This window comes from Methylotuvimicrobium sp. (assembly GCF_050611805.1).
Taxonomy (GTDB): domain Bacteria; phylum Pseudomonadota; class Gammaproteobacteria; order Methylococcales; family Methylomonadaceae; genus Methylotuvimicrobium.
The window spans coordinates 26,605-38,329 of record NZ_JBNGHF010000040.1 but is presented as its reverse complement, the minus strand read 5'-3'; the positions used below and the strand labels follow the sequence as shown (position 1 = coordinate 38,329).

Annotated in this window: 10 protein-coding genes; 5 read left to right on the top strand and 5 right to left on the bottom strand. The window is 52.2% G+C overall.

Going from position 1 to position 11,725, the window contains the following annotated elements:
* Positions 1-105: 105 nt before the first annotated feature.
* Positions 106-612 carry a thiol peroxidase gene (gene tpx, locus ACRJJO_RS16750; RefSeq protein ID WP_431066793.1) on the top strand — a complete coding sequence of 169 codons (507 nt, stop codon included), beginning with the start codon at positions 106-108 and terminating at the stop codon, positions 610-612.
* A gap of 17 nt (positions 613-629) precedes the next feature.
* Here the strand turns inward: tpx and ACRJJO_RS16745 are convergent, their stop codons facing one another.
* Positions 630-1,685, bottom strand: coding sequence for a hypothetical protein (locus ACRJJO_RS16745; RefSeq protein ID WP_431066792.1), 1,056 nt, complete (start codon positions 1,683-1,685; stop codon positions 630-632).
* A 110-nt stretch (positions 1,686-1,795) separates the two neighbouring features.
* On the opposite strand from ACRJJO_RS16745, the gene ACRJJO_RS16740 reads away from it, so the two are divergent.
* The 4 genes from ACRJJO_RS16740 (at position 1,796) to ACRJJO_RS16725 (ending at position 4,950) form a co-directional block, all read left to right on the top strand.
* Positions 1,796-2,386 carry a hypothetical protein gene (locus ACRJJO_RS16740; protein WP_431066791.1) on the top strand — a complete coding sequence of 197 codons (591 nt, stop codon included), beginning with the start codon at positions 1,796-1,798 and terminating at the stop codon, positions 2,384-2,386.
* Positions 2,383-2,874, top strand: a complete 492-nt coding sequence (locus ACRJJO_RS16735) for a hypothetical protein (protein WP_431066790.1) — start codon at positions 2,383-2,385, stop codon at positions 2,872-2,874. The genes ACRJJO_RS16740 and ACRJJO_RS16735 overlap by 4 nt, the downstream gene beginning before the upstream one ends.
* A gap of 105 nt (positions 2,875-2,979) precedes the next feature.
* Complete coding sequence (cpsG, locus tag ACRJJO_RS16730; protein WP_431066789.1) at positions 2,980-4,347, top strand: phosphomannomutase CpsG; 1,368 nt, start codon at positions 2,980-2,982, stop codon at positions 4,345-4,347.
* A 12-nt stretch (positions 4,348-4,359) separates the two neighbouring features.
* A complete protein-coding gene (locus ACRJJO_RS16725; RefSeq protein ID WP_431066788.1) occupies positions 4,360-4,950 on the top strand; it encodes a Uma2 family endonuclease in 591 nt (196 codons plus the stop codon).
* A gap of 794 nt (positions 4,951-5,744) precedes the next feature.
* On the opposite strand, the gene ACRJJO_RS16720 is transcribed toward ACRJJO_RS16725, so the two are convergent.
* From ACRJJO_RS16720 to ACRJJO_RS16705, 4 genes are all read right to left on the bottom strand, one after another.
* Positions 5,745-7,418 carry a formate--tetrahydrofolate ligase gene (locus ACRJJO_RS16720; protein WP_431066787.1) on the bottom strand — a complete coding sequence of 558 codons (1,674 nt, stop codon included), beginning with the start codon at positions 7,416-7,418 and terminating at the stop codon, positions 5,745-5,747.
* A gap of 31 nt (positions 7,419-7,449) precedes the next feature.
* Positions 7,450-8,703 (bottom strand): serine hydroxymethyltransferase, encoded by a 1,254-nt coding sequence (gene glyA, locus ACRJJO_RS16715; protein ID WP_431066786.1) that lies wholly within the window; start codon positions 8,701-8,703, stop codon positions 7,450-7,452.
* Between the two features lie 357 nt (positions 8,704-9,060).
* Positions 9,061-10,428, bottom strand: coding sequence for a glycerate kinase type-2 family protein (locus ACRJJO_RS16710; protein WP_431066785.1), 1,368 nt, complete (start codon positions 10,426-10,428; stop codon positions 9,061-9,063).
* Positions 10,429-10,858: 430 nt separating this feature from the next.
* Complete coding sequence (locus tag ACRJJO_RS16705) at positions 10,859-11,716, bottom strand: NADP-dependent methylenetetrahydromethanopterin/methylenetetrahydrofolate dehydrogenase (RefSeq protein ID WP_431066784.1); 858 nt, start codon at positions 11,714-11,716, stop codon at positions 10,859-10,861.
* Positions 11,717-11,725: the final 9 nt, after the last annotated feature.

Sequence of the window (11,725 nt, the reverse complement as noted above, 5' to 3'; positions counted from 1 at the left end):
GCAGGAGCAAAAATCTGCCCTGCCGCCGACGCCTGCCGGTCGAGCAACCGCACCCGCTTCGGTTCGCGTACTTTCACAGTAAATTTTAAAGTCAGGACTTAAACAATGACTACGATTAAATTTCAAGGTAAACCGGTCAACACTTGCGGCGAGCTTCCGGCGGTCGGCTCCAAGGCGCCGGACTTTACTCTGGTCAACGGAAAGCTTGCGGAAGTTTCCTTAGCTAGCTATTCGGGCAAGAAGAAATGCCTGAATATCGTGCCCAGTTTGGATACGCCGACTTGTGCCGCGTCCGCAAGAAAATTCAATCAAAAAGCGGCGAGTTTGGAAAACGGCGTCGTGTTGGTCGTTTCGGCCGATTTGCCGTTTGCTCAAGCGCGTTTTTGTCAGACGGAAGGCGCCAGGGATATTGTGCCGTTATCGACGTTTCGTTCGAGTTTCGCGCGCGATTACGGTGTGGAGTTGGTCGATAGCGTGCTGGCCGGTTTGACAGCCAGAGCGATCGTGGTCATTGACGAGCAGGATCGGGTCATCTATACCCAGCTGGTGCCGGAATTGGCCGACGAGCCCGATTATGAGTCGGCGCTAGCGGCGATGCATGAAATAGACTGAAAATAATTCGGCAGGTTTCAAACCGCTAGGTCGATTTGTTGAACGGTGCCGACGCGGCCGGCTTCGTTGAGGTAAATGCTCGATGTCAAAACCCGCCCGTCGAGGCGGTTTTGAGTATTTTTAAGCTCGAAAGGGGTTTCGGTATTGGCCAAATAAATTGCGCCGATATTTTTTTCGGCTAAGGTGTAAAGCTTGTCGTTGCCTTTGTTATCCTTGGTCCAAATGCGCAAATGTTCATAAACCGCGTCGTTTTCATCTATCCATTGGCTGCCGTCCAGGTCGTGCGCGGCCAGTTCGGCAAAACCGTTACCGGTCGCCGGTCCGAACAATTCATTGCCGTTGTTGATGATGCCGTCGCCGTTCCGGTCGAGCGCTAAAAAGCCGCTACCGTGACCGACGAATGAAATTTGTTCGGCGACTCCGTTCGATGTCAGGTCGAAACTGAATTTCATATCGGTTAGTTTTGCAGCTTCCGCGCCGAAATTGATCACCAAAGGATCTTTCATGACGGCGTCGCCCATTCGTAGGCTGACCGAATTTTCTTCGTAATATTCGCGGCTCATGACCAGGTTAACATCGAAAGCGATTTCTTTGCCGTCTTTCGTTTTGATGAGTCCCTTGGCCGAAAATGCGCTGTGTTCGGCTTCGTAATAAGTTTCGCGGCGCTCATATTCCAAGCCGAATCCGGCTGGACGATCGGCAGTAGGTGCGTCGGCAGGGGTTGCTGTCCCAGGTTCGATCGATCGCTTTGCTTCAAAGGCTTCCAAGCGGTTAATCCGGATTTCCTTGCCGGTCAAGGCCTCTATCATGCGTTTAATGATTTGATAGCGCGGTTCGTGTTCGAGCGCTTTGTCCGGATCGATTTCGGCTTGTTGGGTTTCGGCGGCAGCCTTACCTTTAGGGCTGAGCGTTATCTGGTCGGCTAAAGTGGGATTGAATGCCGTTTGAGTTTGTGAGCCTAGGCTATCCGGACGCCGGTTGCCGACCCAAAAGTTCAGGGATTCTTGCACCGAGTGCTGTTTAATCGATGTTTGCTGCGCGCTTAGTTGGACATTGGACTGTTCGATTTTCATCGCTCTATCCTTAAAGATCGGGAATGTTAATTATTTTATCGGCGGGAATTGGCGAAGCTTGAGCATGAGGGTAAGCTATGGTTATTTAATAAGTTAATTCGGAGTGATCGATGAATCCTAAAGTACTTGCTGTCATGATGATCGTGTCCGCTAGTTTGGCGGCATGTACGACCGAACCGGTCCGAGACGCGGTAGATGAAGAAATTGATGCGTTTACTGTTTATCAAGCCGATCCGATGGATGTGTCCGAAGAGGTTCCTTCGCCGACGCATGTCAAAGGAGGCCGGGAGTTGCATTTGGTTAGGGTCATGGAAGGCGGTGTCTGCAAAAACGAGCGGGAAGGCGTGGAAGGGCTGTTTTTGCTTTATGCCGATACAGACGATGTGGAGCGCATCAAAATAACGGAAGGCGCGCAAATTTTCGGCGATTTTGAACGTGAAATAGAAGCGATCGCTGCGATGGCCTTACAAGAGACGGTCAAAGGCATCTATCTTGGCGGTGATTCGATATTTCCCGATAGCCCGACCAGTCAGCAAAACATGCTTAGTGAATTCGAATTGCAATTCGTGGATACGATCGAGCGCGCGATCGATGATTTTCAACAAAAAACCACGCTGACGATCGATATTCTGCCTTTTCTTCCGTCATTATATTTCTACAGTGAAGGCTGCGAATTAGGTCATGATGAAACCGGGGAATGAAATCGTCGTATATTGTACAGGCCGTCATCAAGCAGTGGGATAAGAGTCGGCTAAGCGAGACGGATTTTCTGGAACGGGCCGCCATGCCGGACAGCTATCCTGTCGTGTCGCCGAAAGTTATTGATATGGGTCGGCAGCGTTTGTTATTGGATTGCCATGGCGGCGATAAATATAGAAAAATCGATTGTTCGCTCTTTGATGAGTCTTTGATTTGCGACCGCTTACTGTTAAATCCGAATGATGGCAGTGTCGTTTATTTAGGTACGCCGAATCAAAATCGTCCGTTGCAGCGGCTCGGAAATTTGGCGGAAGGTAATTGGCTGCAATGCCGATACAATTGGCGTTATCGCGTGCATCGCGACGGTTGGATTTACTGGCTTTATGAAGAAGTCATTTTGAATGTAGCCTTGACCGAAGCATTGAAAGAAACAATTTTTATCGATACGCCGCCTTTTTGGGTTTTTGAAGACTTTGCGCTAGGCCGATAACAATAGCGTAAGGATTTCGTGAAAAATAGGGAAGTTATTTATGACCGAATCCTAAGTCGTTTTAGCAATATTCACTTTAGTTTTAAATCAGCCAATTAAATCACTATGGAAAAACTTACTTGTTTTAAAGCTTACGACATACGCGGTCAACTGGGTACAGAGCTCAACGAAGACATCGCCTATCGAATCGGTCGCGCCTGCGGCGAATATCTGAAGGCCAAGACGATTGCGGTCGGCGGAGACGTGCGGTTGACTTCCGAATCGCTCAAGGCTGCATTGGCCAAAGGTTTGATGGACGCCGGAGTCGATGTGATCGACATCGGCATGACCGGCACCGAGGAGATCTATTACGCGGCGCAGGCGCTGGAAGTACAAGGCGCGATAGAGGTAACAGCGAGCCATAATCCGATGGATTATAACGGCATGAAATTGGTGCGCGAGCATGCTAAACCGATCAGCGGCGATACCGGACTGAAAGAAATCCAACACCTCGCCGAGCAAAATGATTTTGGGCCGGTCGTAAAGAAAGGCTCAATGACCCGCCGTTCTATACTGTCGGGCTATGTCGATCATTTGATGACTTATATCGATTTGCAGAATTTGACGCCGATTAAATTGGTCGTCAATGCCGGCAACGGTGCGGCCGGGCATGTGGTCGATGTGCTGGAAGAGCGCTTCAAAGCCGCCGGCGCGCCGGTCGAGTTCGTCAAGATTCATCACGAACCGGACGGCCGTTTTCCGAACGGAATTCCGAATCCGCTCTTGCCCGAGTGCCGCGCCGATACCGCGAATGCCGTCGTCGAACATGGGGCCGATATGGGTATCGCTTGGGACGGCGATTTCGACCGCTGTTTTCTGTTCGATGAAAAGGGGCAGTTCATCGAGGGCTATTACATTGTCGGGCTGTTGGCCGAGGCTTTTCTACAGAAAAACCCCGGCGCGAAGATCATTCACGACCCTCGATTGACTTGGAATACGGTCGATGTCGTGACCGCGGCGGGCGGCATTCCAGTGTTGTCGAAGACCGGCCATGCCTTCATCAAGGAACGCATGCGCCTCGAAGATGCCGTATACGGGGGAGAGATGAGCGCGCATCATTATTTTCGCGATTTCGCCTATTGCGATAGCGGCATGATTCCGTGGCTGTTGGTCGCGGAGTTGTTGTGCGTCAAAAAAATCCGCCTTTCCGAAGCGGTCGTGCAGCGTATCGAAGCGTATCCGTCGTCCGGTGAGATCAACTCGAAACTAACCGACCCGGTCGGTGCGATCGCGCGGGTTAGGGCGGCTTATGAAGGCGATGCGCTTGTCGTCGATGAAACCGATGGGATCAGCTTGGCGTTTGACAATTGGCGTTTTAATTTGCGATCCTCGAACACCGAGCCGGTCGTTCGGCTCAATGTCGAATCGCGCGGGGATATTGCGTTGATGCGGCAAAAAACCGAGGAGATTTTGGAGCTGTTACAGCGTGAATAATGAGGAATGTTTATGAGTATCATTGCAAAGAAGCCGGATTATTTGATCAGTGTCGAGGATTATTTGGACGGCGAGTTGATTGCCGAAACCAAGCATGAATTGATTGATGGCGCCGTCTATGCGATGGTCGGGACGAGCGGAAATCATCAGCGTATAGCGATTAATGTTCTGGCGGAGTTTAGGAGTCATTTAAAAAACCTTCCCTGCGAGCCGTTCGGTTCGGATATGAAGGTGCGGGTCGATTCGAATTTTTTTTATCCCGATGTGATCGTCGATTGTCATTTCGACGAGTCGCAGCCTTACTATACCGAAACGCCGATCATCATCGTCGAAGTGTTGTCGAAGACGACTCGCCGCAACGACAAGACCGTCAAATTAGCCAATTACTTGAAGCTACCGACTCTGCAAGAATATGTGATGATTGAGCAAGATTATGTCGAGGTCGAAGTGCTGAGACGGTCCGAAGGATGGGTTTCGAAACATTATTATCTGGGAGACGACGTGACTTTCGGGGCGATCGATTTGACGCTGCCGGTCGAAGTCATTTATCAGCGGGTTCATAACGAAGACATGCTGGCGTTCTTGGCTGCTAAAGCGGAGTAGGCAGCTTGTACCTTATAAGAGATATTCTCGCGAGAGGAGTAGGGGCGCTGAGAAAAGCCGATTAAGGTGATTAGGGTGCTCATCGCACATCTTTTGCGAGGCCTCGCATTACCCTGTGTCAATATACCGTTAAGCCGCTCTTTCCCAAGCTCCAGCTTGGGAAACACACCCCGGAAGCTCCAGCTTCCTGAGACCGAAACAACCGTCGCACATTCTCAATCACCCCGGCTTTCTAGCTCAATCTTTCTTGATTATCGGGAAGCTAGAGCTTCCTGAACAGGTTACCCAAGCTGGAGCTTGGGTAACAGCATATTTTTCTGGTTCCCACGGTCCTCCGTGGGAACCCATACCTTAGTTGCCGAGACAAGATCGGTATGCATTCCCACGCATGAGCGGTGGGAACGAGGAAAACCCATGCGCATCAAGCTAAAAACGGCCACCCGCATCACGCTCTTTCCCAAGCTCCAGCTTGGGAAACACACCCAGGAAGCTCTAGCTTCCTGAGACCGAAACAACCGTCGCACATTCTCAATCACCCTGGCTTTCCAGCTCAATCTTTCTTGATTATCGGGAAGCTAGAGCTTCCTGAATAGGTTACCCAAGCTGGAGCTTGGGTAACAGCATATTTTTCTGGGTTAACCTCTTGGGTGAGTGCAAGTTCTATACAAACGAATAAGAAGTTATTGAATTAACTTCTTATTCTTCATGGTGTAATGCTTTTTCTAGGGTTGAAGCTTGCTTGAGAATGTGTACGCAGGCGTATGAGGGGTACGTCATGCGCCCGACGATTCAAATTAAAACAACCCGGTAATCACGCCTTCGTCGGTGATGTCGATGCGTTCGGCAGCCGGAACTTTCGGCAAACCGGGCATCGTCATCATGTCGCCGGCGATTGCGACGATGAAGCCCGCACCGTTGGCAAGCCTGACTTCGCTGATTTCGACCGTGTGTCCGGAAGGCGCGCCTCTCTCGTTCGGGTTGGTCGAGAACGACATTTGCGTTTTGGCCATGCAAACAGGAAATTTGCCGTAGTTTTGTTGCAGCGTTTTGATTTCGGCTTTAACTTTCGGGCTTGCGGTGATGCCGATCGCGCCATAAAGTTTGGTCGCTATCGTTTCGATCTTATCCCACAGCGGCAGCTCTTCGTCATAGACATAAGTGAAGCCGGGCTCGCGGTTGTCGACGACGGCAAGCACTTCTTGCGCTAATTCTTCCGCACCGGCGCCGCCTTGTGCCCAATGTTTCGAGACCACGCATTTCGCGCCAAGCGCCTCGCATTTGTCTTTGAGCAACGCGATTTCGGCGTCGGTGTCGAAGGTGAAATGATTGATGCAGATTACGCAAGGCAAACCGTAATGGCGTTGGATATTGTCGAGATGGCGCTCCAAGTTGGTGAAACCTTTTTGCAGAGCGTCGATGTTTTCTTGGTTCAGCTCTTCTTTTGCAACACCTCCGTGGAATTTCAACGCGCGGACCGTTGCGACCAATACGACTGCCGACGGTTTCAGGCCGGACATGCGACATTTGATGTCGAGAAATTTCTCCGCGCCTAGGTCGGCCCCGAAACCGGCTTCGGTTACGACATAATCGGCCAGTTTCAACGCGGTTTTCGTCGCGGTGACGGTGTTGCAACCGTGGGCGATATTCGCGAACGGGCCGCCGTGAATGATCGCGATATTGTTTTCAAGCGTTTGCACCAGATTCGGCTTGATGGCTTCTTTCAATAATGCGGCCATTGCCCCTTGCGCATTAAGGTCGCTCGCATAAACCGGCGTGACTCGGTCGGGCTTGTAGCCGATGACGATTCGGCCTAGGCGTTCTTTTAAGTCGACGCGGCTTGTCGCCAGGCACAAAATCGCCATGATTTCGGACGCGACGACGATGTCGTATCCGTCTTCACGCAGATAGCCGTTAGCCGGGCCGCCCATGCCGACCGTGATTTTGCGCAACGCTCGGTCGTTCATGTCGACGACGCGTTTCCATTGAATCCGGCGCGAATCGATGTCGAGCGCGTTACCGTGATTGATATGGTTGTCGATTAATGCCGACAAGAGATTGTGCGCGACGCCGATCGCATGAAAGTCGCCGGTAAAATGTAGATTAATGTCTTCCATCGGCACGACTTGCGAGTAGCCGCCGCCCGCTGCGCCGCCTTTGACGCCGAAACAAGGACCGAGCGACGGTTCGCGCAAGCACATGATCGCCGAATTGCCGAGCCGGTTGATCGCATCGCCTAAACCGACCGTAGTCGTAGTTTTGCCTTCGCCGGCCGGAGTCGGACTGATCGCGGTGACGAGAATCAATTTGCCGTCTTCGCGGTCGGTCAAGTTATTGACGTATTCGAGCGATAATTTAGCCTTATAGTGACCGTATGGATCTAAATGCTCGGCCGGAATGCCGAATTTTTCGCCGGCCAGGTCGATGATCGGCCGCATTTGGGCTTGTTGGGCGATTGCTATGTCTGACATGAATGTTTTCCTGTTTTTAATGTGTCCTCTATTAGCCATAAACCGGAAAGCGCGAGCACAAGATGGCGACTTTGTCGCGCACCGCTGAAATGACCGATTCGTTATCGATGTTTTCCATTACGTCGCACATCAAATGCGCGATTTCGGTCATTTGCGCTTCTTTGAAGCCGCGCGTGGTCGGGGCCGGTGTGCCGACACGGATGCCGCTGGTCACGAATGGCGACTGCGGGTCGTTCGGTACGGCGTTTTTATTGACCGTGATATGCGCACGTCCCAGCGCCGCATCGGCGGCCTTGCCGGTGATGTCTTTCGGGATTAATGAAACCAACATCAAATGATTGTCGGTGCCGCCGGAAACGACGTCGAAACCGCGGTCGATGAAGACTTCGGCCATCGCTTTGGCATTGTTGATGACTTGTTGTTGATAGGTCTTGAATTCGGTTTCCATCGCTTCCTTGAACGCGACCGCTTTTGCGGCGATAACATGCATCGCAGGGCCGCCTTGAATGCCGGGAAAGATGCTGGAGTCGAATTTTTTTTCGATTTCCGGATTGCTTTTGCACAAGATCAATCCGCCGCGCGGTCCGCGTAGCGATTTATGCGTGGTGCTGGTGACGACATCGGCAAACGGTACAGGATTCGGGTACAGTCCGGCGGCAACCAATCCGGCGACATGGGCCATGTCGACCAGTAAATAGGCGCCGACTTTATCGGCGATTTCGCGGAAGCGTTGCCAGTCCCAGATGCGCGAATAAGCCGAGAAACCGGCAACGAGAATTTTGGGTTTGTGTTCGATCGCCAAGGCTTCGACTTGGTCGTAATCGATCAAGCCCGTATCCGGGTGGAGTCCGTATTGCACCGCATTGTAGATTTTGCCGGAGAAATTCGGTTTGGCGCCGTGCGTCAAATGGCCGCCGTCGGCGAGGCTTAGGCCCAGTATCGTATCGCCCGGCTGTATCAATGCCATGAATACCGCCATGTTGGCTTGCGAGCCGGAATGGGCTTGTACATTCGCATAATCGGCGCCGAATAGTTCTTTGGCGCGATCGATTGCGAGTTGCTCGACTTTATCGACATATTCGCAGCCGCTGTAATAGCGTTTGCCGGGATAGCCTTCCGCGTATTTATTGGTCAGTAGCGTGCCTTGGGCCTCCATGACGCGCGGACTGGTGTAATTTTCCGAGGCGATCAGTTCTATGTGGTCTTCCTGGCGGCGACGCTCTTCTTCCAATGCCTGAAACAATTCATTATCGTAACCTGCAATCGTTTGCGATTTAGTAAACATTAATATCTCCTAAAAATTTATTTTTTTTGCATTTCAACAACGGTTTTATCGGCGATCCCGAGGGGAGAAGCTCAAAATGCCGTCAGTGATTTTCGGTGAGTATAGAGTAACGATCATGAAGAAGCTATCACCACCCCGGCAAATGAAAGTGCTAGGGGTGGGTTAGGGTACGGTCACTCGCCCGACAGAACGCCGTGAATACGTCCATGTAGGCTCGACGGCGGCTCCCTGCCGCCGACGTCTGTCGATCGAGCAACCGCACCCTCTTCGGCACTGGCATTTTTTCTACCGAGCTTCGACTATCGAAAAATTAGATAAAGAGTCTAATTTCACGAGCTTTCACAGTACTAATTGAAGCTAAGGCCGGAGCAACAATATTTGTAAATCGGCAACATTGGTGCCGGTCGCACCGGTCATCAGTAAATCGTTTGAAGCCTGAAGCGCGCGGTATGAGTCATTATCTTGCAGTTTTGCGCTCGGGTCGATTCCGGCAGCGCGCATACGCGCGAGCGATTGCGGATCGATCAGCGCGCCGGCCGCATCGGTCGGGCCGTCGCGGCCGTCGGTGCCGCCGCTTAAAAATACCCAATTACCGTGCAATTCTAATCGTTCGGCGGCCAAGGCAAAGGCCAGTCCCATCTCTTGATTGCGGCCGCCGAGGCCTTGCCCCGTTAAAGTTACCGTGGTTTCTCCGCCTGCCAGAAGCGCGATGGGTTTGTCTAAGCCGCTATCGAGCAGGGATTTCGCGTAAGAGGCCATCTGGACGGCTTCGTCTTTCGCTTCGCCGCTGAGATGTTCCGAATAGACTCGAACGTCGTAATCCAGTTTCGATGCGGCCTCAACGACGGCTTTCAAGCTGATCGTATTGCTGCCAATCAGCGTGTGGCCGGCGTTATTGAAAAGTTCGTCGTCGGTTTTCGGCGTTTCCGGGATATTGCCGGCGGTGCCTTGTTGTAAAACGTATTTGACCGAATCCGGAATGCTTTCCCAAATACCCTTCTCGCGCAAAATAGCGATGGCGTCGTCGAAGCGTGTGTCGTCCGGCACGGTCGGTCCGCTTGCGATAGCGCTTAGATCGTCACCCAACACGTCGGAAAGAACCAGTGCGTGCAGGTCGGCCGAAGCCGCGAAGCGCGCTAGTCCGCCGCCTTTGATCATGGAAATATGCTTACGCACACAGTTAACTTGGTTGATTGTTGCGCCGCAAGCTAGCAGTAATGCAGTCGTTTGCGCTTTTTCTTCGAGCGTAATCGGAGGGTGGGGATAGGGGAGCAGCGCAGACCCGCCTCCGCTAATCAAGACTAGCGCCAACTCGCCCGATTGAACGTTGGTGATTCTGTCGGCAATTAGCCGGGCGCCTTGCAGTCCCGCTTCGTCGGGAATCGGGTGGCCTGCGCCGATGACTTTAAAGCCGGGTATTTGGGCAGAATTCTCGTAATTAGTAACGATGATGCCGTCGGCGGCCAATAGCGATTCCGGAATGATGTCTCGCGCGGCTTTTGCCATATTGCACGCGGCTTTGCCGAACGCAATCACATGAATCTTCGGCCAATGTCCCGTGCGCTTCGGCGCATTGTCGTTCAGTGATAAGGCTATTTCAAGTCGAAGCCCGTCTACCGATAGGCTGCGTTGAACCGCAAGGTAGGGATCGGCGGCATCGATGCCGGCTTGGAATAGTCCTGCGGCCTGTTCTCTGAGCGCTTGTTGAGTGGCGGGTTGACTCATGTGTTTCAGCGGGGCGAGGGACGTTTAAGGAACGAGCATGAAATAACGTCGACAACCGAGGGAAGGGGGGGCGGTGGCTCGATTGATAGGTGTCGGCAGCAGGACAGATTTTTGCTCCTGCAAAATCTGCATTCGCGCCATCCTTGGCGCTCGAGCTGCCGTCAAGCCTATATGGACAGCAATTCCCAATTTGGGGATCAAAAAGGGTGTGGGGTGTGCTTGGCGAGGATGTCGGCAGCAGGGAGCTGCCGTCAAGCCCCCATGGATGGGTTTACGGCGTTCCTCGACAGGCATACCCCACACCCTAAGATCGGCGAAAATGCTCAAACTGGGAATTGCTGCTATATGGACGTATTCACGGCGTCCTGTCAAGCGAGTCACCGAACCACCACAAAGCCTACTAATTGTAGGAGTTATTTTGTGCATATTCCTAAGCCATTTCCTTGGCGAATGCAAAAATTTGTTCGGCATCCAGTACTTGCGTATTAGTTTCGAACAGTTTGGCGATGCAGGCACGGTGCAAAGCGAGTTTGAATGCGCCGAAACCGATGGCTCCCCAGACGATTTTGCCGTGACGTTCGTTGCCTTTATCCATCATATCGATACCACCGATGCCGATCGGGGGCGTGGCATTCGCATCGGCCAACAATTCGAGTCGATCATTATTTTGCCAATGTTCGGCTTTAAGTAATTCGACGCCTGCCGCGCCAGCCGCAAATACGATTTGGGCGTTTTCAATTGCCCTGCCGCGTGCTTCTTGATCGACGGCTTCGATAGGCGTCAGTTCGACACCGAAACGTTCACGCATTGTTTGGCAGGCGTGTTCCGCTCGTATCATTTCCCTTGAAGTTAACGATACTTTGCAGCCTTCTTGAGCCAGCATGACTGCGACGCGTTGACCGACCGGGCCGGTGCCTGCCAAAACAACCGCTTTTTTGCCGTTTAGTTCGCTACTTGACGCCAGTTTCGCGACGCCGGCGGCAGCGGTAGTATTGCTGCCGTTGCTATCGAGCATGATCGAGACTTGAAAACCGGGAAAAAAATGTTTTTGTACGGCCGAAAACAATTGTTGACCGGCCAGCATATCGCTACCGCCGACAAAAATGGCGGTATTTTTTTTGTCTTTCGGTGCTCGGGTAAAGATCGCGCCTTCGACCAAGGGTGCGATAGTGTCGGGTGTTAATCCGCCATGTCCAATGACGTGGTCGGCACCACCGTCATACGCGACAATCGTATCGAAAGCTGAAGGGCGCGGATCGGTGTCGAATTGAAATAACAGTTTTTTCATGGGTCACGT

Bases quoted from the DNA above. Each gene is read 5' to 3' on its own strand.
- ACRJJO_RS16710 (WP_431066785.1), bottom strand. From the start codon at position 10,428: ATGAGTCAACCCGCCACTCAACAAGCGCTCAGAGAACAGGCCGCAGGA.
- ACRJJO_RS16740 (WP_431066791.1), top strand. From the start codon at position 1,796: ATGAATCCTAAAGTACTTGCTGTCATGATGATCGTGTCCGCTAGTTTG.
- glyA (WP_431066786.1), bottom strand. From the start codon at position 8,703: ATGTTTACTAAATCGCAAACGATTGCAGGTTACGATAATGAATTGTTT.
- ACRJJO_RS16735 (WP_431066790.1), top strand. From the start codon at position 2,383: ATGAAATCGTCGTATATTGTACAGGCCGTCATCAAGCAGTGGGATAAG.
- ACRJJO_RS16725 (WP_431066788.1), top strand. From the start codon at position 4,360: ATGAGTATCATTGCAAAGAAGCCGGATTATTTGATCAGTGTCGAGGAT.
- ACRJJO_RS16720 (WP_431066787.1), bottom strand. From the start codon at position 7,418: ATGTCAGACATAGCAATCGCCCAACAAGCCCAAATGCGGCCGATCATC.
- tpx (WP_431066793.1), top strand. From the start codon at position 106: ATGACTACGATTAAATTTCAAGGTAAACCGGTCAACACTTGCGGCGAG.
- ACRJJO_RS16705 (WP_431066784.1), bottom strand. From the start codon at position 11,716: ATGAAAAAACTGTTATTTCAATTCGACACCGATCCGCGCCCTTCAGCT.
- cpsG (WP_431066789.1), top strand. From the start codon at position 2,980: ATGGAAAAACTTACTTGTTTTAAAGCTTACGACATACGCGGTCAACTG.
- ACRJJO_RS16745 (WP_431066792.1), bottom strand. From the start codon at position 1,685: ATGAAAATCGAACAGTCCAATGTCCAACTAAGCGCGCAGCAAACATCG.